The sequence below is a fragment of the Thiobacillus sp. genome, from assembly GCA_024235835.1.
Taxonomy (GTDB): domain Bacteria; phylum Pseudomonadota; class Gammaproteobacteria; order Burkholderiales; family Thiobacillaceae; genus PFJX01.
Genome location: JACKLQ010000001.1, coordinates 434679 through 454663, shown reverse-complemented (window position 1 = coordinate 454663; position 19985 = coordinate 434679). Strand labels below are relative to the sequence as shown.

The following is a 19985-nucleotide window of genomic DNA, read 5'->3' as shown; positions in this document are numbered from 1 at the left end:
ATGTTCCGGGCCTGGCACGGCCGGTTCTTTTCGTTCCTCATCTTTGTCCAGGCCACCCTGGTGGGCCTGGCCTTCCACCTGGGCGTGCCAACCGCATGGAAGGCTATCCTCCTGACCCTGGCCGTCATCAACCTGGGAGGCTGGTTGGCCGCCCTGCGCATCGTGCGTGCCATCCACGACACACCCACCTCCCGGGTGGCCTCCGCTGCCCAGGGCTATGTGGAACTCCACGGCCATGGACAGCCCCACCAGGGCCAGCAGTTGATGACCCCCTTCAGCCAGCTTCCCTGCCTCTGGTACCGTTTCAAGACCGAACGGCGCACCGACGAGCGCTGGGAACAGGTGGAAAGTGGCGAGAGCCTGGCGCCCTTCGACCTGGAGGACACGTCGGGAAGATGCACCATCGAGCCCGCCGGCGCCCACGTCCAGACCACCCACAAGGAGACCCGCAACGACGGCGAATGGCGCCACACCGAGGAAGTCCTGCTCAAGGGCGACCGACTTTACGCGCTCGGAGGGTTCCGCAGCGTCAACGCCAGCGACCTGGTGCTGAACGCTCGGCGGGAAGAGGGGGAGTTGCTGGCGGAGTGGAAGACGGACAGGGAGGAACTCCATCGCCGCTTCGACCTGGACGGGGACGGCGAAATCAGCCCCAAGGAATGGATGCTGGCCAGATTGGCCGCCCGCCGGGAGATTGCCCGGCAGCACGCTGAAGTGCGGGCCCAGGCCACCCGACATACCCTGTCCAGGCCCTCAGACGGCAGGCCCTACCTCATCAGCAATCTTTCACCGGACACCATGGGCACGCGCTACGCCTGGCTGGCCCGGCTGTTTCTGGTGTTGATGCTGGGCAGTCTGGGAGGGCTGACCTACGTGCTGAAAACCGGACTCAGGTAAGTCAGCAATGAACCTGGATCTATCCTTACCGGTTCCGCAAAGTACCCGATTGAGTGGCCACTTCAACGCCGCCACCTGCCAGAAGGATATCTGCATTACCACTGTTGCCAGTTGAGCCAGTACGTATTCAATGGCAGGTCATGTAGCTCCTATCGCTTGATACAAGGCCACGCTGTCGGCCAGCCGCTGCGCCTGGGCGGCGGCCAGGCCGATACGGGTCTGCCGGGCCTGCTGCTGGGCGACGAGCAGTTGCAGGTAGCTGGCCGCGCCGAACTGGTATTGCCGCTGCATCGACCGGAGGGCATCGTGCGCGGCGGCATCGGCGGCGGCCAGCGCGGCCAGCGTCTGGGCGTCGTTTTCCACGGCGCGCAGCGCATCGGCCACATCCCGCAGCGCCTCCAGCACCACGCCCTGGTAGTTGGCGGCGGCGGCATCGAAGGCGGCGAGGGCCGCGCGCTTCTCCGCGGGCAGCCCCGGATCGAACAACGGCTGGGTGAGTTGCCCGACCAGGCTCCACACCGCCGAGCCGCCGCCGAACAGGGCGCCGCTGGTCAAGGCCTGGCTGCCCAGGTTGGCGCTCAGGTTGAGCTGGGGATAGAGCCTGGACACGGCCACGCCGTAGTCGGCATTGGCCGCGCGCAGCAAAGCCTCGGAGGCCTGGATGTCGGGGCGGCGGCGGACCAGTTCGGAAGGCACGACGAGGGGCAGTTCGGCCGGCAGGGAGAAGTCGGCCAGGGTGAATTCCGGCAGGCCGCCCGCACCCGGCGCACGGCCGGCGAGCACGGCGAGCAGATGCTCGGTCTGCTGCATCTGCTTGCGCAGCGTGGGTAGTTGCGCCCGTGTCTGCTCCGCCTGGGTCTGCAGGGCCAGGGCCTCGTCCGGTGCCGCCTGGCCCAGGCGTGTCCGCTCGCGGGCGAGGTGTAGTTGTTCCTCCTGAGCCTTCAGGATGGCGGCCGTGGCCTCGATCTGCTCGGCGATCCTGGCCCGGGTGATGGTGGCGGTAGCGATGTTGCCGGCCAGGGTCAGGCGCGCGGCGTCCAGCTCGAAGCGCCGGAAGTCGGCGCGGGCGGCGAGAGCCTCCAGGGCGCGGCGGTTGCCGCCGGCGAGGTCCAGGTTGTACTGCACGCCGACGCTGGCGTTGTACAGGCTGTATTCGCGCGCTTCGCCGACGAGGCCCTGGGCGCTTGGACTCATGCGCTGGCGCTGGGCGCCTAGCCCCGCGTCAACTTGCGGGTACAGCGTCGATCCGGCCCGCGTGGCCTGGATCTCCCGGGCCTGGCGCAGTGTGGCTTCGGCGGCGGCTAGGGAGGGGCTGGCCGTGAGCGCGGATTCGATCAGCGCATCGAGCTTTGGCGAATTCAGGTTGCGCCACCATCGGGTATCGACCACCATGCCATCGATCAGGCGCTGGGCCTCGCCCAGGCGCACGGCGGCGGATTCGGTCCGGACGGCGACCGGCGTCGCCGTGTAGCCCGCCACCTCCGGCGCGGACGGGCGTTTGAAATCCGGCCCGGCGGTGCAACCCGCCAGTGCCAGCACCAGCGTCAGCAGGGCATATTTCATGGGCGTGGTTCCTCCGGCGTTCATTCGAAGCCCCGCCCTTCGCCCGCTTCCTCGTGGGTCACACCGTCGCGGATGTGATAGATGCGCTTGAAGGTGGGGATGATCTTCTCGTCGTGGGTGACGACGATGATGGCGGTCTCATACTTCCTGGCCATGTCGTTGAGGATGCGGATCACCGCCATGGCGCGCTGGGAATCGAGCGGGGCGGTGGGCTCGTCGGCAAGAATCACCGGCGGGCGGTTCACCAGGCCGCGGGCGATGGCGACGCGCTGCTGTTCGCCGCCGGAGAGCTGGGAGGGCATGGCCTGGGCGCGATGTTGCACGTCCAGCGCGGTGAGCAGGTCCAGCGCCCGCTTGCGCGCCTCGGCGTTGGCCACGCCGGCCAGCATGGGCGGCAGGGCGACGTTGTCGGTGACGTCGAGGAAGGGGATGAGATAGGGCGCCTGGAACACGAAACCGATCTTGTCGCGGCGCAGGGCGCGCAGGTCGGGCACCTTCCAGCCCTCGTCGTAGATCACCTCGTCGCCCAGCGTCATGCGCCCGGCGCTGGGGTCGATCACCGCGCCCAGGGACTTCAGCAGCGTGCTCTTGCCCGAGCCGGACGGCCCGATCAGGCCCACCACCTCGCCCGGCTCCACGTGCATGTCCACGCCCTTGAGCGCATCCACCGCCGTGTCGCCACTGCCGTAGCGCTTGCGCAGCCCTTCGATGCGTATGCCCTTGGTTGCCATGTCAGTTCCGCGCGGCCGTCTGAAGGAACTGACTTCCCCTCGGGGGAAACCAGCACAGCGAGTCAGGGGGTCGTTTCATTTCAGCCTCCGATCGCTTCCGCCGGGTCAACCCGCAGTGCCATGCGGATGGCGACGACGCTGGCCAGGGCGCAGATCACCATTACGGCGAAGAAGCCGGCGATGGAATCCATGGGCACCAGCAGCACATACTTGGGGAACAGGGGCGCGGCGAAGGTGGCGGTGATCTTGCCCACCGCGAAGCCGATGGCGCCAAGGGCCAGCGCCTGCTGCATGATCATGGCGGCGATGGTGCGGTTGCGTGTGCCGATGAGTTTCAGCACCGCGATCTCGCGGATCTTGTCCATGGTCAGGGTGTAGATGATGAAGGCGACAATGGCGGCGCTGACGACGGCCAGGATGACCAGGAACATGCCGATCTGCCTGGACGAGGTGGCGATCAGCTTGCCGACCAGGATGTCCTCCATCTGGGCGCGGGTGTACACCGTAAGCCGCTTCCAGCGGTGGATGGTCCGGGCCGTCTCGTCGGGATCGGCGCCCGGTTCGAGACGCACAAGGATGGCGTTGACGAAGTTGTTGCTGGACTGGGAAGCGATCACGGCATCCAACACGCCCGACGCGCCGGGCCTGTTGAAGGCCGGGTTCTCGCCGGTGCGGCGGCGGCTTTGCCAGATGGCGTCGTTGTCCTTGAGGAACTGGGCCTCCTGGGCGTCCTTGAGGGGGACGAACACCATGGGGTCGCCGCTGGAGGAGACCATGCGGCGGGTGAGCCCCACCACGGTGTACTGGTTGCGGCGGATTTTTATCGTATCGCCGAGCCGGAAGCCGGTGGCCAGGTCGGCCACCGCCTCGTAATGCCCCCGGGTAATCTGGCGCCCCGCCACCAGGTAGGGCGGCGTGCCGGGCGTACCCGTCGGCGCGCCGGCGGCGGTGCCCACCACCATGGCGCGCACGTCGCGTTCGCCTTGCCGCACCTGCATGGTCAGATAGGTGACGTTGGCGGCCCCGGCGACACCGGGCATGGCCAGGATGGCGCGGTACAGGTCGTCGTTGAGGCTGGAGGATTCGGCGTAGGGGCCCAGGGTATCCCGCTGCACCACCCAGAGGTCGGCGCCGCTGTTGTCCAGCAGCGCCTTGCCGTCGTCCACCATGCCCCGGTAGACGCCGGCCATTACCAGGGTCACGCCGATGAGCAGGCCCAGTCCCACGCCGGTGAAGACGAACTTGCCCCAGGCGTGGAGGATGTCGCGCCCGGCCAGGCTGATCACTTGCCGGCTCCGGGGATGCTTTCCACCACGCGGATGCGGCTCTTCGGGCCGAGGGTCTTCTCGCTGTAGACCACGATCCGGTCGCCGGCCTTGAGGCCTTCGACGACCTGCATCCGGCCATCCAGATCGGAGCGCCCCAGCCGGACGGGAACGAAGTCCAGTTCGCCGTCCTTGACCCGCCATACGCCCGACCGATCGCCCTGGCGCTGCACGGCGGCGTTGGGGATCACGGGCATCTCGGCCAGCGCGGGCAAATCGACGGTCACCTCGGCCAGTTCGCCTATGGGCGGCAGGGGCGTGGGCACCTTGTCGAAGACCACCTTGGCCAGGATTTCCTCGGTGACGGCGTCCGCCATGGGCTCCAGGCGCAGCACCCGGCCCTTGAGAGCCGCGCCGTTGCTGGAGCGCAGGGCGACGCGCGCGGGCAGGCCAGTTGCCAGCCCCGCCGCGCTGATCTGGTCAAAGCGCACGTTGATCCACAAGCTGTCGGGGTCGATCAGTTCCACCACGGCCTGGCCCGCCACCAGGGTCGTGCCCGGATCGGCGTCGCGCAATGTGACGATACCGGCCACGGGCGCCAACAGATTCAGATTGCCGCGCTGGGCGCGCAGGGCCTGGAGGTCGGAACGGGCCCGGACCAGGTCTTCCCGCGCTGCCGCCAGGACCGATTCGGCAATCTGCATCTCCTGGCGCTTGCCCAGCAGGATTTCCTCGCTGGTGGCGCGGACGGCGAGCAACTGCTCGTAGCGCGCCGCCTGGGTTTTCGCGTAGGTGAACCGGGCCGTCGCTTCGCCGATGGCCGCCTCGATCCGTTTGCTGGCCGCTTCCTGGGAGCGAATCCGGTCATCGAGATCGACCGGATCCATCTCGCCCAGAACTTGGCCGGCCCTGACCCGGTCGCCGACGTGGACCTCCAGCCGTTTCAAGCGCCCGGCGAGGGTAGGCCCGATCTTGTACGTGTAGCGCGCCTCCACCGTGCCGATGCCGAACAGGGCGGGGGTGAGCGCGCGCGATATCACCTGGGCCTCGGTTACCGCCACCGGCGCCAGTGGACCGGATCGCATGGCAACATAGATCAGCAGCGCCAGGAGCGGAACGATCACGGCGACCAGCGCCAGGGTTCGGCGTTGCATTGGCTGTATGTTCATTTCGAGCTCCCGATGCCGCGCTGATAGATCGCGAATAGCTGCGGTGCATCACGGCGTATGCGCTGGACATCATCGGCCAGCAGCGATTGCATGACCAAGCCCTGGACCATGCCGATCAGGAGAGTGGCGGCGGCCTCGGTATCCAGTGTGGCCGACAGTTCTCCCGCTTCCTTGCCCTCCTCGATCAACTGATGGAGACGCTCGCCATATCTCCGGATCAGGGTCTGTGCCATGCGTTTGGGCGCTGTTTGCTGGGCACGCTGAAGCTCGCCGAAAAGCATGCGCGGAACGCCCGGATGCTCCGTGACGAACTCGACGTTCGCCAGGAACATTGCCTCAATGGCCGTGATCGGCGAAGAAGCCGAATGGGCAGCCTTTTCCATGCGGGACAGTAGCCGTTCGGCCACCCACTCCATAACCGCCTGCAGGATGGCGTCCTTGCTGGAAAAGTGCTTGAACAGGGCCCCCTGGGTGACGCCCATGTGCTTGGCGATGGCGGCTGTCGTGATCTCGCTCGGGTTCTGTTGTGCAGCCAGTTCCACCACGGCTTCGACAGTGACGGCGCGTCGTTCTTCCGCAGGGAGATGCTTTGGGTGGATAGCCATGACATGAGAATTAAATAAGTAACTGGTTACTATCTTATGCATCGCTCAAACCTTGTCAAGACTTTGTTGGGTTAACTCAACGCCAAATGCTTGGATGTGATGTAGTTTCTGCTCGAATGAATGCAAGGAAAGCAGAGGATTGATAACTTGCACTGAAACATTTCGGCCTTGTTTGAAAGCAACGGCGTAAGCACAAGATCACTTCGGCCGCCACCGCTTGAGCAGCAAGGAGTTGCTCACCACCGACACCGAAGACAGGGCCATGGCAGCGCCGGCGATCACCGGGTTGAGCATGCCCAGGGCGGCCAGGGGCAAGGCCAGCACGTTGTAGAAGAAGGCGAAGAACAGGTTCTGGCGGATCTTGGCCATGACCGCCCGGGACAGTTCCACCGCGTCAGCCACGCTGTTCAGGTCCGAGCGCATGAGGGTGATGTCCGCCGCCTCCAGGGCGATGTCCGAGCCGGAGGCCATGCCGAAGCTCACGTCGGCGCTGGCCAGGGCGGGGGCGTCGTTCACGCCGTCGCCGGCCATGCCCACAATCTGGCCTTCCGCCTTCAGGGTGGCCACGGCGGCGGCCTTGTCCTGGGGCTTCACCCGGGCGCGCCATTCCGTCATGCCGGCTTCCCGGGCGATGGCGGCGGCGGTGGCCTCCTGGTCGCCGGTGAGCATGATGGCTTGAACGCCCTCACGGGCCAGGCGTTCCACCGCGGCCCGGGACGTGGCGCGCAGGCGGTCGGCCAGCACCAGCCAGCCCAGCAGCTGGCCGCCGGCCTGCTCGATGGGCGTCCAGGCCAGACCCACCACGGTACCCTTGCTAGCCAGTTCGGCGGGAAGGCCCTCGATGCCGGCGATGCCCTCGGTGACCAGAAACTCGGCTGAGCCCAGCAGCAACCGATGGCCCTCCAGACTACCCCGCACACCGTGGCCGCTGACGTTCTCGAACTCGGCCACGGCCTCCAGGACCAGGCTCTTCTCCTTGGCAGTGGCCAGCAGGGCCTGGGCCAGGGGGTGGCTGCTGCCCTGTTCCAGGCTGGCGGCCAGGCTCAGCAGCCGGTTTTCTTCCACGCCTGGGGCGGGGGAGAGGGCCACCAGGGCCATGCGGCCTTCGGTGAGGGTGCCGGTCTTGTCCACGGCCAGCACAGAGAGTTTTTCCGCCCGCTCCAGGGCCTCGGCGGAACGCACCAGGATGCCCAATTGGGTACCCCGGCCCAGGCCCACCATGACGGCCGTGGGGGTGGCCAGGCCCAGGGCGCAGGGGCAGGCGATGACCAGCACCGCCACGGCGGGGATGAAGCTCTGGGTGAAGTCGCCGGTGATGAACCACCAGGCCAGGAAGGTGAGGGCGGCGATGGAGATGACCACGGGCACGAACACGCCCGAGATGCGATCCGCCAGTTTCTGGATGGGGGCCTTGGATCCCTGGGCTGCCTCGGTGAGACGCACGATCTCCATGAGCTGGGTATGGCTGCCCACCCCCAAGGCCCTGATCTTCAGCAGGCCGTCCAGGTTCTGGGTGCCGGCGTAGGCCTGTTGGCCCGGCGCCTTCGCCAAAGGCAGGCTCTCGCCCGTGAGCAGGCTCTCGTCAACGCCGGAATGACCTTCCACCACATCGCCGTCCACGGGAATGCGCTCCCCGGCCCGCACCACCACCATGTCGCCGGGCTTCAGGGAGGCCGCGTCAACGTCCAGAGTCTCGCCGTTGCGTTCCACTCGGGCCGTACGGGGGGCCAGGGACAGGAGCTGTTCGATGGCCTCGGAGGTGCGGGCCTTGGCCCGGGCTTCCAGCAGCTTGCCCAGGCGTACCAGGGTCACCACGGCGGCGCTGGCCTCGAAGTAAAGATGTCCTGTGGGGTCGAGGAACAGGGTGGCCAGGCTGAAGAAATAGGCGGCACTGGTGCCCAGGGACACCAGCACGTCCATGTTTGCGCCCCCGCCCCGCAGGCTGTGCCAGGCGCCGGCATAGAAGCGCCAGCCGGCCCAGAACTGCACCGGCGTGGCCAGCAGCAATTGTGTCCAGCCCGGCAGCCACATGCTGGTGGCGTGGCCGGAGAACATGTCCACCATCTGGGCCAGGAGAGGCAGGGTGAGGAGGGCGGAGAAGGTGAAGATGCGCACCTCGCGCGTGTATTCCGCTTCCTTGCGGGCTTTTTCCTCGTTGCGGCTGGCCTCGGTGATGGGGATGGCGCCGTAGCCGGACTTCTCCACAGCCCGGATAAGTGATTCCGGGCTGGCCAGTCCCGGGGTGTAGCGCACCCGGGCCCGCTCGCTGGACAGGTTGAGGCGGGCATCCACGCCCTCCAGCTTGTTCAGGGCGGCTTCGACCCGGCTGGCACAGGCAGCGCAAGTCATGCCGGTGATCTGCATATCCAGGCTCTGATCCGGCACGGAGAAGCCGGTCTTCTTTACCTGGGCCAGGATGGTCTCGGGACTCGTGCTGGCCGGGTCGTAGGCCACCCGGGCCTGCTCCGTGGCCAGGTTGACGCTGGCTTCCACGCTCTCCAGGCGGTTCAGATTGTTTTCCAGCCGGCTGGAGCAGGCCGCGCAGGTCATGCCCCGGATGGGCAATTCCAGGTGGGCGCGCCGGGCGGGCAGTCCTGGCAATGGCTTGATGGTCGTCATTGGCTTGGTAGTACGAAAGTTTTAAGATTTAACACTAAAGTAACAGTTTCAATAGTCGATGATTTAAGTGGGGTTTAACCGGAGGAGACCGATTGACAATGCAGTTCTCGCGAAAGGATGACAACGGCGTCGAGGAATGGTGTCTGACCCTCGAAGGGTGCTTCGGGTTTGAGGTCGCGCGGGCGTTCCTGGCTGAAGCCAAGAAAAGCCCCTGTTCCGGCAAGACACGGGTCATCTTCGATTTATCGTCGGTGGACCACCTGGAGTCATCGGGCCTGGGGGCCATGCTTCTGGTGGCGGAACGCATGAACAGCCGGATTCGTTCCATCATCCGCTGCGGTGACGAACGCATCTGGGCCTTGCTGCACATCGCCCGCCTGGAACGGCTGTTCGATATCGTGCCTACAGGGCAGCTCAAGCATTCACTCTCCCTGTCCGATTCAAGCCCGTCCCTCCGGGCATCTGCCAAGTCAGCACCCTGAACGGCAACCTGAGTCCTGCCTCTAGCTGGTGACGTGGCGGTCATGCGGCCTGCCGGGCTTGAACCGGGCTACCCGTCCCACCAGTTCTTCCAGGTTCTCAACCCTGCCGTCGTAACGAGCAGCCAGGTATAGCCTTGTTATGGCTTCCACTTCCCCGGCCAGTTCCGGGCGGGCCGAGCCCACGCGCAGCATGTAATGCCGGGGTCCCTCTCCCGCCAACGGAGCCAGGCCGATGGCCGCCAACCGCCGCTCCAGCCCATGCCATGCCAGGGCCGCCCTGTCCCGGGGGGATTTCCTGCTTTCATGCCAGAAGAACCAGGCCAGCAGGGCCAGGCCCAGCAGGCCGGCCAGGATGGCGGCGGACGCCAGCCAGCGCACGGAGGCCAGGGCGGGCGACAGCCTGGCCAGCAGTTGCAGTTGCTGGTCCTGGCCGTAGCCCAGCACCCACTGGTCCCAGCGGTTGTTGAGCATCTCCCAGGCGTGTCTCATCCCCTGCAACACGGGCAGGGACAGTCGGGCCAGGGCAGGGGGGAGTTCCGCCGCGGGCAGGGCTGCGCCGATGCCCCGTTCCACCCGGGCAGGGGAAATGCTGGCCGTGGGATCCGCCCGCACCCAGCCCAGCTCCGGCCCCATCCAGACCTCTGCCCAGGCATGGGCGTCGGACTGGCGCACCACGATGTGGCCGTCCAGGGGATTGATCTCGCCGCCCAGGTAGCCGGTCACCACCCGGGCGGGGACACCGGCGGCCCGCATGAGGAACACGAAACTGCCGGCATAGTGCTCGCAAAATCCTCGTTTGGAGCCGAACAGGAAGTCATCCACGCTATGCAGGCCAAGCAGCGGCGGCTGCAGGGTATAGATGAACGAGGCTGCATACATGTCCATGGCCTTGCGCACCAGGGCCTGGGGGCGAGGGTCCTCGTCCCGCCAGGATCGTGCCAGGGCAATGGCTCGGGGATTGAACCCCTCGGGCAGGACCAGGGCCCGGGCCAGATCGCCGGGCGGATCCAGGTGACGGTAATCGGGGAACACGCGCACGGACCAGCGCTTGCGCTGGCTCACCCGGTCCCGGGCCTGCCACTGGAAACTCTCCGTGAGGGCGGTTTCCTGGGGCAGGGGGTCGGGCACCCCCGGCGTGAACAGCCAGCGACGCTGGTGGGGCTCCAGGGTCAGGTCCAGCGTCCAGGGCTTGCTTCTGATCTCCAGCAAGCCCAGGAAGGGTCGATCCGGCGTCCCGACGTGCCAGGTCCGGCCGTCGAACTCCCGCAGCACGATGCCGCGCCAGTACAGGCCATTTGGGTCGGGCCGGGTGCCCGAAAACCGGGCCCGGAAGGCGGTCTCGCCGGACTGGATGAGATTGGCGATATCGCCGGGGGCCATGTTTTCCGACAGGCCCGTGCTGCCACTTTGACTCTCCGTGGGCAGGCTCCACAGGGGACGGTCCAGGCGCGGGAAGAACACGAACAGCATGAGGGCCAGGGGAACGCCGCCGGCAAAGAGCAGGAAAGCACGGCGCAGGGCCAGGGCCGGCAGCAGCCCGCCGCCACTCTGCAGGTGGGCCATGACGGCGATGCCCACCACCGACACTACCAGCAGATAGACCGTCATCAGGATGGACTGGTCCGTGAGGAAATAGCTCATGGCTGCGAACTGGGTGAGGATGAGCAACAGCCGTTTTTCCGCCAGGGTGCTGCTTTCAAGAAGCTTCACGAACAGCAGCAGGATGAAGAGGGGCACCCCAGCCCGCTGGCCGACGATGCTTTTGTATTCCCAGAACACGGCGGCCAGCCCAGCCAGGGCCAGCAATCCACGCAGGAGCCGGGGGGGAAGGGGCTTGTCCTGTATGGCGATGGCCAGGCGCCAAGCCCAGGCCCCCAGGCAGGCCCCGCCCAGCCAGAGGGGCAGGTATTGCAGGTGGGGCAGGAGGGCCAAAAGGGGCGGCAACAGCCACAGGGTGGCACCCCATGGCTCCAGCTTCAGCTCAGGGCGACGCATGGTCTTCTCCCGCGGCCATGCCCTGCAGGGCCAGGGCGTTGAGGCAGCGCACCCGCTGGGTGGGCCCGCTGGCGGGGGGGATGCGGACGCCGGGCAATTGCAGGCCGTAGCTCACGCTCAGGCGGTCCGCGTCCAGCACCCAGCGGGCAAGCTGGCTCAGCCGGGTCTCTGGATCCAGGCCGGAGAGTTGGCTCCAATCCAGCCAGACCACGTCACTCTGGGGCGAGACAAAGGTCTTCACCAGGGGTTCTGGCAGCCGGCCCAGGCTCTTCCAGACCAGGCGTGACGGGCTCTCGCCGGGACGGTAGGTCGTCAGGCCATCGAAGTCGTCCGTGCCCCGCTGACTGCCCAGGGATTCGTCCTCCCCCGCGCCACCGCCCGTGGGCAAGGGCTTGCTCCAGGGCGCCGGCCTGGGCCAGACCAGGGCCACGGCAGCCGGGGCGAACACGCACCAGGCCCGGAACAGGCCCAGGGGCGCTTCGGTGAACAGGCGACACGGACCCAGCACCCGACGGCCCCGTTCCCGGGTCGGCAGGTTCAGGCATGTCTTGGCGCCACCTGCCAGGTCCGCTTCCACACCGGCCTGGGTGCCCTCGGACTCCAGCAGGATGCCAGGTGGAACCGACCCATCGGCAGCCCGCAGGCGCAGGGTGAAAACCACGGGATCGCCGGCAAAGGCAGGCTCGGCGTCGATGCCCTCGAGGGTGAGGCCCAGCAGGACGCGCCAGGTTGCGAACAGGGCAGACAGCACCATGCCTGCCAGCAGGAAGGTGAACAGGAACCCCATGGACAGGCCGTAGTTCATGGATCCCAGGAGCATGCCCAGCAGCAGCAGGCTGAAGACCAGGCCCTGGCGGGTAGGCAGGATGTAGATGCGCCGGGCCACCAGGGTGAAGGGCAGGGGTTCCACGGGACGCAACCGGAAAAGGCGGCGCATCAGGGGGTTGCGCAGGGGCAGGAAAAAAAGGCCCCGGGGAGAAGTCACATCCCCCTTCGTAAAAGGAGGGGCGGGGGAGGTTCCAGGCAAGTCATCCAGACCCGGCGTCTTCAATCCCCCTTGCCCCCCTTTTCCGAAGGGGGGGATCGCCGCATGTGGCTTCAGGGGCATGGCTCAGGGTATGGAAACGGCCCCCAGCACCTTGGCCGCGCACTGGTCGCCCTGCATGCCACCTTCCGCATCCAGCAGACGATGCCCTGCCACGGACGGAAACACGGCCTGGACGTCGTCGGGAATCACGAAGTCCCGGCCCTCCAGCCAGGCCCAGGCCCGGGCCGCATGGGCCAGTCCCAGCACGGCCCGGGGTGACAGGCCATGCACGAAACGGCCGCCGGAGCGGCTGTATTCCGTGAGGGCCTGGAGGTAGTCGATCAAGGGGTCGGCGATGCGCACGGTGGCGATGGCCTGCCGGGCCCGGGCCAGATCATCAGGGGAGACCAGGGCGCCGCATTGCTTCACGGGCCGGGCACTGCCTGCCAGCAGGGCCCGCTCGGCGGAGGCGTCCGGATAGCCCAGGGTCAGGCGCATGAGGAAGCGGTCCAGCTGGGATTCGGGCAGGGGATAAACCCCCGTCTGGGTGAAGGGGTTCTGGGTGGCAATGACGAAGAAGGGGGCGGGCAGGGCACGTGTCACGCCCTCCAGGGTCACCTGGCCTTCCTCCATGGCTTCCAGCAGGGCGCTCTGGGCCTTGGGCGTGGCCCGGTTGATCTCGTCCGCCAGGACCACTTGGCTGAACACGGGGCCCGGGTGGAAGGTGAAGCCGCCTTTTTCCCTGTCGAACACGGAATAGCCCAGCACGTCTGCCGGCAGCAGGTCGCTGGTGAACTGGATACGCTTGAACTCCAGGCCCAGGGTCTGGGCCAGGGCATGGGCCAGGGTGGTCTTGCCCACGCCCGGCAGATCCTCGATGAGGAGGTGGCCCCCCGCCAGCAGGCAGGTGAGGGCCAGGCGGGTCTGGTGGGTCTTGCCCAGGACCACGCCGTTGATTTGTTCGAGGACTTTGTGTAAGGGATGGATCACGAGGCTGAGGGTGAGCTTAACTCATCGAAAATGGCCTTCAGCCTTGGCTCAAGGACAGGAAGTTCCCGCACAACAACTTGCCAGACCGCATGTTGGTTGACGTCAAAGTAACCATGTGCCAAACGGTTGCGCATGCCGTAGATATCCTGCCATGGCACTTCTGGGTGCGCATCGGCAACGTTCGGTGCATGCGTACGAACATTCCTGGCGGCCTCGCCCAGGATTTCGATGTTGCGCACAACGGCGTCCTGGATGAGCCGTACCGACAAATAGGTCGGCTCATCCAAGCCGGCTGTGTAATTCAGGATTTGCTGAATGGCATCAAGCATGTGGCCTAGATAGTCAGCCGCGCGCAGATGCTTTTCGTTCATAGGGGTTTGGCCTCGGCGAGCACTTGTTCCCGGAACCGTTTGGGTAGGTCAGGCGGTGTGCGTACGTCCACGGTAATGCCCAGCAGGGCGCTCAATTGGCGCTCAATGCAGGCTAGATCCAGCAGGGATGTTTCCGGGGTGTCGTCCACCAGAATATCGAGGTCGCTGTCCTCCGTGTCGGAGCCATGCAGGACCGAGCCAAAAATCCGCGGGTTCCGGGCATGGTGCTCCAGGACGATGCGGCGAATGCTTTCTCGGTGCTGGAGGAGTGCATCGGTGGGTCTCATGACGCTCAGCGGGAAGCAACAGTAGGTAAATATGTTACCGCTCAATCCTCCCGCCGCAGTTGCGGGAACAGGATCACGTCGCGGATGCTGGCCGCATCGGTCAGCAGCATGACGTAGCGGTCGATGCCGATGCCGCAGCCGCCGGTGGGGGGCAGGCCGTGCTCCAGGGCGCGGATGTAGTCGGCGTCGTAGAACATGGCCTCCTCGTCGCCGGCCTCCTTGGCCGCCACCTGGGCCTGGAAGCGGGCGGCCTGGTCCTCCGGGTCGTTGAGCTCGGAGAAGCCGTTGGCTACCTCCCGGCCGGCGATGTAGAGCTCGAAGCGTTCGGTGATGCCCGGCTGGATGTCGCTGCCCCGGGCCAGGGGCGAGGTCTCCACCGGGTAGTCCACGATGTAGGTGGGCTGGATGAGCTGGTGCTCGGTGGTTTCCTCGAACAGGGTCAGTTGCAGGCCGCCCAGGCCGTCGTGCTTGTGGTACGAAATCTTGCGACGCTCCAGTTCGGCGCGCACGAAGTCGATGTCGTCCAAAGGCGCATCCCGCAGGTCCTCGTTGTACAGCCGGGTGGCCTCCACGGCGGTGAGGCGGGCGAAGCGGTGGGCCAGGTCGATGTGGTGGCCCTGGTAGGGAACCACGGCGTGGCCGGTGACCTCAACGGCCACGGTGCGCAGCAGCTCTTCCACGAAGTCCATCAGGTACTTGTAGTCCCGGTAGGCCTCGTAAAACTCCATCATGGTGAATTCCGGATTGTGCCGGGTGGAGAGGCCTTCATTGCGGAAGTTGCGGTTGATCTCGAACACTTTCTCCAGCCCGCCCACCACCAGGCGCTTCAGGTACAGCTCCGGCGCGATGCGCAGGAACAGCTCCATGTCCAGGGCGTTGTGGTGGGTGGTGAAGGGCTTGGCCGAGGCGCCCCCGGGGATGGGGTGCATCATGGGGGTCTCCACCTCCAGGAAGCCATGGCCGCTCATGAAGTTGCGGATGCCCTGCACGATCCTGGAGCGGCGCACGAAGGTCTCCCGCGCCACCTCGTTGGTGATCAGGTCCAGGTAACGCTGGCGGTATTTCTGCTCCTGGTCGGAGAGGCCGTGGAACTTCTCTGGCAGGGGGCGCAGGGCCTTGGTGAGCAGGCGGATGCTGCTGGCGTTGATGGTCAGCTCCCCCTTGCCCGTCTTGAACAGGGTGCCGGCCACGCCCAGGATGTCCCCCAGGTCCCAATGCTTGAAGGCGTCGTGGGCGTCCAGGCCGGTGACGTCGTTGGACACGTAGATCTGCAGGCGGCCACTCATGTCCTGGAGGGTGGCGAAGCTGGCCTTGCCCATCACCCGCTTCAGCATCATGCGCCCGGCCATCACCACGGGGATGCCGGCGGCCTCCAGTTCCTCCTTGGTCTTGTCGCCGTGGGCGGCGTGGAGGTCGGCGGCGTAATGCTCCCGCTTGAAGTCGTTGGGGAAGGCCACGCCGGCCTGGCGAAGGTTGGCCAACTTCTCCCGGCGCTCGGTGATGATCTGATTCTCGTCTTGGGCTGGGGCGGGAGCGGGGGCTTGTTCGGACATGATGAAAAAAGGAAAGGAAGTCAGTCAGTTGAATGGGTGAGGAACACAATTTTACCCGTCCGGGATGCATTCCTCCTTCCTTTTGAAGGCCTGACGCCAGGGATGGCGCCCTCTTGCGAACACCGCCTGGACTGCCATGAAGTCATCCACCCCGCGGGTGGTGCCCAGCGGGACTGATGGTCTTTGGCCGGGCGTTACTCTTCCGGGAAGAAGAAGATGCCTGATTTCACCACGAGGCAGCCATTGGGCTGGGAAGAAAGCGCAACGGAGAGGGTGGTTGCTTCCTTTTCCTCATACAGGGTCGCGCCGCCGATCTGACCGGCATGCACCCAATCCTTGAAGGAGGTTTCGCGCAGGGCCGTGCATGCCATCGCTGTGGAGAATGTCTGGGCGAAACTGACATCGCATCCCCCGGGGGTCGGTGCGCCCACCAAGGTCACCATGACCGTGCCGTCGGAATAGGTCTTGGCAATGGTAGTCAGCGTGCCATGCTTCTCCGGAGCGCTCTGGTGCCACTGGTTCAGATAGGCGTACTCGTCGTCCTTGTAGAGGAAATTGAGCAATTCGGTTTTGGCCTTTGCGCACTTTACGGCCCCGGCTTTTTTCAGGGCTTCGACGACGCGGATATCCTGCGCCACGCTCTGGGCAGGGGTGTCCTGTGCCACGGCTGCCCCGATCCAGAGCGCATTTGCGAACAAGACGCTGACTAGTGTGTTGCGGACCTGCATGTTGCCTCCAAGACAAAATAAGGGTTCATGGTGACTTGAAAAGATGAGTGATCCCCGCGAAAAATGACGTCTTCCCGAGCCGTTGGCAGGGACATGATTCATGCAAGGCGCCGGATCGGCCGCAACAATACTCGATAATCCGCCCACATGCCCCTGGCCTTGCAGGCTGTGCGTGAAACAATGGAAATTCCGCCCCAAGCCCACCTTAAGCCCACCCTAACCGCATTTCGCCCCGATATCCGTGCCTTCCACCCCTCTAGAAATTCTTCAGCTTGTCTTCGGCTACCCGGCCTTCCGTGGCCAGCAACAGGCCATCATCGACCGGGTGGCCGGGGGCGGGGACGCCCTGGTGCTCATGCCCACGGGGGGCGGCAAGTCCCTGTGCTACCAGTTGCCCGCCCTGCTGCGGGAGGGCTGCGGCGTGGTGGTGTCACCCCTCATCGCCCTCATGCACGACCAGGTGGCGGCCCTGACGGAGGCGGGGGTGGCCGCCGCCTTTCTCAATTCCAGCCTGAGCGGAGCGGGGGCGGCCGAGGTGGAGCGGGACTTCCTGGCCGGGCGGCTGAAGCTGCTCTACGTGGCGCCGGAACGCCTGCTCATGCCCCGCATGCTGGATCTGCTGACACGCGCCAAGGTGGGGCTTTTCGCCATCGACGAGGCCCATTGCGTGTCCCAGTGGGGCCACGACTTCCGCCCGGAATACCTGGGCCTGTCCGTGCTGCACGAGCGATTTCCCGGCATTCCCCGTATTGCCCTCACCGCCACCGCCGACGAGCAGACCCGCAAGGAGATCATCCAGCGCCTGGAGCTGGAGGCCGCCCGGACCTTCGTGGCCAGCTTCGACCGGCCCAACATCCGCTACACCATCGTCGAAAAGGCGGACACCCGGCGCCAGCTCCTGGCCTTCCTCAAGGACGGCCACCAGGGGGAGGCGGGCATCGTCTACTGCGCCACCCGCAACAAGGTGGAGGAGACCGCCGCCTGGCTGGCGGGGGAGGGTTTCAGGGCCTTGCCCTACCACGCGGGCCTGAATGCCGACACCCGCCGCATCCATCAGGAACGCTTCCTCCGGGAGGACGGCATCGTCATGGTGGCCACCATTGCCTTCGGCATGGGCATCGACAAGCCGGACGTGCGCTTCGTGGCCCACCTGGACCTGCCCCGGTCCATGGAAGGCTACTACCAGGAGACGGGCCGGGCCGGGCGGGACGGCCTGCCGGCGGAGGCCTGGATGGCCTGGGGCCTCCAGGACGTGGCCACCCAACGCCGGTTTATAGAAGAGTCGGAATCCGAAGAGGCCCACAAGCGCGTCGCCCACGCCAAGCTCAACGCCCTGCTGGGCCTGGTGGAATCCGCCTCCTGCCGCCGGGTGGCGTTGCTGGATTACTTCGGCGAAGCCAGCGGACCCTGCGGCAACTGCGACAACTGCCTGGAGCCCCCCAGCCTGTGGGACGCCACCGAGGCCGCTCGCAAGGCCCTGTCCGCCATCTACCGCACCGGCCAGCGCTTCGGCGCCGGCCACGTCATCGACGTGCTGCTGGGCAAGGCCACGGACAAGGTGGCCCAGTGGGGACACGACCAATTGTCCGTGTTCGGCGTCGGAACGGGCCTGGACGACAAGCGCTGGCGGGCCGTCATCCGCGCACTGGCCGCGAAAGGGTGGGTGGATGTGGACCATGACGCCTACGGCGCCCTGAAGCTCACGGAGGCCGCCCGGCCCGTGCTCAAGGGGGAAGTCCAGGTCATGCTGCGGGAACCCACGGCCAGGAAACGCAAGGAGAAACGCAAAGCCGGTGCCGCCCTGGATTTGTCAGCCCAGGACGCCGCCCTGTTCGACCGCCTGCGGGACTGGCGCCGCCAGACCGCCCTGGAGCACGACGTGCCGGCCTATGTGATCCTGCACGACGCCACCCTCCGGGAGATCGCCCTGCGGCGCCCCGTCCACCTGGCGGACCTGGGGGGCATATCCGGCATCGGCGCCCGCAAACTGGAAGCCTATGGCACGTCCATCCTGCAGGTCCTGGACGACGAGGGTTCGGGCTAGACTTGGCCCACTCTAGGGGACTGAAGGAGGGTAAACATGAAAAAACTGCTGATCGTGGTGCTGCTTCTGGCGGCTTTCTTCGCCGCCCTTCCCGGGGCTGCCTACTGGATGGGCATGCGCAACATGGATTCAAAGCCGGTGCCGCCCGAGGGCCTCGTGTTCTCCGAAGCCCAGGCCAGAGAAACGTGGGTGGCACGCAATGAACTGCCGCCCATCTACATGCAGGCCATCACTCCCTGGCACTTCTATCACCTGATCTGGTGTTCCAGAAACGATGCCGAGATCGAGGACTTCCTCAGTTGTGGCGACGAGTATCCGGGCCTGCAGGCCGCTGCCTACATCGCCAAGCGCCATCTGGTGGACCACGCCTTGCAAAGAGGCCTGCTGTGGCGCTACCTGTCCCGCACTGCCCTGGCCATCTGGATCACCCGCCACTGGAGCGAGGATGAGGTGATCGCCGAACTGCTGAGAATCAAGACCCTGCCACCGGTCTGAGGCGGAACTTCAATTCTCCTCAAACCCCCTGCTTCAGACTGGCCTCGATAAAGTCGTCCAAATCCCCGTCAAGCACGGCCTGGGTATTGCCCACCTCGTGGTTGGTGCGCAGGTCCTTGATGCGGGACTGGTCCAGCACGTAAGACCTGATCTGGTGGCCCCAGCCGATGTCGGACTTGGCGTCTTCCAGTTTCTGTTGTTCCGCCTGGCGCTTGCGCAATTCCAGCTCGTAGAGGCGGGCGCGGAGCATTTTCCAGGCTTCGTCCTTGTTGCGGTGCTGGGAGCGGTCGTTCTGGCACTGGACCACGATGTTGGTGGGGAGGTGGGTCAGGCGCACCGCCGAGTCGGTCTTGTTGATGTGCTGGCCGCCGGCGCCGGAGGCCCGGTAGGTGTCGGTGCGCACGTCCGCCGGGTTGATCTCGATCTCGATGGAGTCGTCCACCTCCGGGTAGACGAAGACGCTGCAGAAGGAGGTGTGGCGGCGGGCGTTGGAGTCGAAGGGGGACTTGCGCACCAGGCGGTGCACACCGGTCTCGGTGCGCAGGTAGCCGTAGGCGTAGTCGCCGTCCACCCGGATGGTGGCGCTCTTGATGCCCGCCACTTCACCTTCGGATTCTTCCAGCAGTTCGGCCTTGAAGCCCCGCTTTTCGCAGTAGCGCAAGTACATGCGTTCCAGCATGCCGGCCCAGTCCTGGGCTTCGGTGCCGCCGGCGCCGGACTGGATTTCGATGAAGCAGGGCTGGGGGTCCATGGGGTTGTTGAACATGCGGCGGAACTCCATCTCCGCGGCATGCTGCTCGATGTCCGCCACGTCGGCGCCGATGGACTCCAGGGTGTCGTCGTCCTTCTCTTCCCGGGCCAGCTCGAACAGTTCCTTGGCGTTGCTGACTTCCTCGTCCAGCTTTTCCCACTTGAGGACGATGTCCTCCAGCATGCGGCGTTCCTTGCCGATCTCCTGGGCCCGCTTGCTGTCATCCCACAGCTTGGGGTCCTCGGAGAGGCCGATGACTTCCGTCAGACGGTCGCGTTTGCCAGGGTAGTCAAAGATACCCCTTGAGTTCCTGGGCGCGCTTGGCGAGGTCTTCCAGTTGGGCTTCGATCTGATTGAGGCGTTCGGCTTCCATGATAGTTTCTGGCTGGCGTAAAAGCCCGGCATTATAAACG

General features: G+C 65.9%; 18 protein-coding genes. 4 read left to right on the top strand and 14 right to left on the bottom strand.

Annotation, left to right across the window (positions count from 1 at the left end):
- A complete protein-coding gene (locus H6935_02250; protein ID MCP5277165.1) occupies nt 1–897 on the top strand; it encodes a hypothetical protein in 897 nt (298 codons plus the stop codon).
- Nucleotides 898–1035: 138 nt separating this feature from the next.
- Here H6935_02250 and H6935_02245 read toward each other — a convergent pair whose 3' ends face one another.
- The 6 genes from H6935_02245 to H6935_02220 all read right to left on the bottom strand — a co-directional run bounded on the left by H6935_02245 (nt 1036) and on the right by H6935_02220 (nt 8780).
- The gene (locus tag H6935_02245; GenBank protein MCP5277164.1) at nt 1036–2484 is read right to left on the bottom strand and encodes an efflux transporter outer membrane subunit; all 1449 of its coding nucleotides are present in this window, start codon (nt 2482–2484) and stop codon (nt 1036–1038) included.
- Nucleotides 2481–3191 carry an ABC transporter ATP-binding protein gene (locus tag H6935_02240; GenBank protein ID MCP5277163.1) on the bottom strand — a complete coding sequence of 237 codons (711 nt, stop codon included), beginning with the start codon at nt 3189–3191 and terminating at the stop codon, nt 2481–2483. Before H6935_02240 ends, H6935_02245 begins: the two co-directional genes overlap by 4 nt.
- An 80-nt stretch (nt 3192–3271) precedes the next feature.
- On the bottom strand, nt 3272–4477 hold the full coding sequence (locus H6935_02235; protein MCP5277162.1) for an ABC transporter permease: 1206 nt from the start codon (nt 4475–4477) through the stop codon (nt 3272–3274).
- Nucleotides 4474–5625, bottom strand: a complete 1152-nt coding sequence (locus H6935_02230; protein MCP5277161.1) for an efflux RND transporter periplasmic adaptor subunit — start codon at nt 5623–5625, stop codon at nt 4474–4476. Before H6935_02230 ends, H6935_02235 begins: the two co-directional genes overlap by 4 nt.
- A complete protein-coding gene (locus tag H6935_02225) occupies nt 5622–6230 on the bottom strand; it encodes a TetR family transcriptional regulator (protein MCP5277160.1) in 609 nt (202 codons plus the stop codon). Before H6935_02225 ends, H6935_02230 begins: the two co-directional genes overlap by 4 nt.
- Before the next feature lie 198 nt (nt 6231–6428).
- Nucleotides 6429–8780: a copper-translocating P-type ATPase gene (locus tag H6935_02220; GenBank protein MCP5277159.1), complete on the bottom strand. Its 2352-nt coding sequence runs from the start codon at nt 8778–8780 to the stop codon at nt 6429–6431.
- A 167-nt stretch (nt 8781–8947) separates the two neighbouring features.
- On the opposite strand from H6935_02220, the gene H6935_02215 reads away from it, so the two are divergent.
- A complete protein-coding gene (locus H6935_02215) occupies nt 8948–9331 on the top strand; it encodes an STAS domain-containing protein (protein MCP5277158.1) in 384 nt (127 codons plus the stop codon).
- A 21-nt stretch (nt 9332–9352) separates the two neighbouring features.
- Here the strand turns inward: H6935_02215 and H6935_02210 are convergent, their stop codons facing one another.
- The 7 genes from H6935_02210 to H6935_02180 all read right to left on the bottom strand — a co-directional run bounded on the left by H6935_02210 (nt 9353) and on the right by H6935_02180 (nt 16282).
- Nucleotides 9353–11326, bottom strand: coding sequence for a DUF3488 domain-containing transglutaminase family protein (locus tag H6935_02210; protein MCP5277157.1), 1974 nt, complete (start codon nt 11324–11326; stop codon nt 9353–9355).
- Nucleotides 11313–12263 (bottom strand): DUF58 domain-containing protein, encoded by a 951-nt coding sequence (locus H6935_02205; protein MCP5277156.1) that lies wholly within the window; start codon nt 12261–12263, stop codon nt 11313–11315. Before H6935_02205 ends, H6935_02210 begins: the two co-directional genes overlap by 14 nt.
- A 174-nt stretch (nt 12264–12437) precedes the next feature.
- The gene (locus H6935_02200) at nt 12438–13343 is read right to left on the bottom strand and encodes a MoxR family ATPase (GenBank protein MCP5277155.1); all 906 of its coding nucleotides are present in this window, start codon (nt 13341–13343) and stop codon (nt 12438–12440) included.
- A complete protein-coding gene (locus H6935_02195; GenBank protein MCP5277154.1) occupies nt 13340–13714 on the bottom strand; it encodes a DUF86 domain-containing protein in 375 nt (124 codons plus the stop codon). The genes H6935_02200 and H6935_02195 overlap by 4 nt, the downstream gene beginning before the upstream one ends.
- Nucleotides 13711–14001, bottom strand: coding sequence for a nucleotidyltransferase family protein (locus H6935_02190; GenBank protein MCP5277153.1), 291 nt, complete (start codon nt 13999–14001; stop codon nt 13711–13713). The genes H6935_02195 and H6935_02190 overlap by 4 nt, the downstream gene beginning before the upstream one ends.
- Nucleotides 14002–14042: 41 nt before the next feature.
- Nucleotides 14043–15554 carry a lysine--tRNA ligase gene (gene lysS, locus H6935_02185; protein ID MCP5277152.1) on the bottom strand — a complete coding sequence of 504 codons (1512 nt, stop codon included), beginning with the start codon at nt 15552–15554 and terminating at the stop codon, nt 14043–14045.
- A 194-nt stretch (nt 15555–15748) separates the two neighbouring features.
- The gene (locus tag H6935_02180; GenBank protein ID MCP5277151.1) at nt 15749–16282 is read right to left on the bottom strand and encodes a hypothetical protein; all 534 of its coding nucleotides are present in this window, start codon (nt 16280–16282) and stop codon (nt 15749–15751) included.
- A 241-nt stretch (nt 16283–16523) separates the two neighbouring features.
- On the opposite strand from H6935_02180, the gene recQ reads away from it, so the two are divergent.
- Together recQ and H6935_02170 are read left to right on the top strand one after the other, a co-directional pair.
- Nucleotides 16524–18326 carry a DNA helicase RecQ gene (recQ, locus tag H6935_02175; protein ID MCP5277150.1) on the top strand — a complete coding sequence of 601 codons (1803 nt, stop codon included), beginning with the start codon at nt 16524–16526 and terminating at the stop codon, nt 18324–18326.
- A gap of 36 nt (nt 18327–18362) precedes the next feature.
- Nucleotides 18363–18821 carry a hypothetical protein gene (locus tag H6935_02170; protein ID MCP5277149.1) on the top strand — a complete coding sequence of 153 codons (459 nt, stop codon included), beginning with the start codon at nt 18363–18365 and terminating at the stop codon, nt 18819–18821.
- A gap of 19 nt (nt 18822–18840) precedes the next feature.
- Here the strand turns inward: H6935_02170 and prfB are convergent.
- A protein-coding gene (prfB, locus tag H6935_02165; GenBank protein ID MCP5277148.1) for a peptide chain release factor 2 occupies nt 18841–19945 on the bottom strand; the annotation gives its coding sequence in 2 pieces (ribosomal slippage) (nt 18841–19863 and nt 19865–19945; 1104 coding nt in all).
- Nucleotides 19946–19985: the final 40 nt, after the last annotated feature.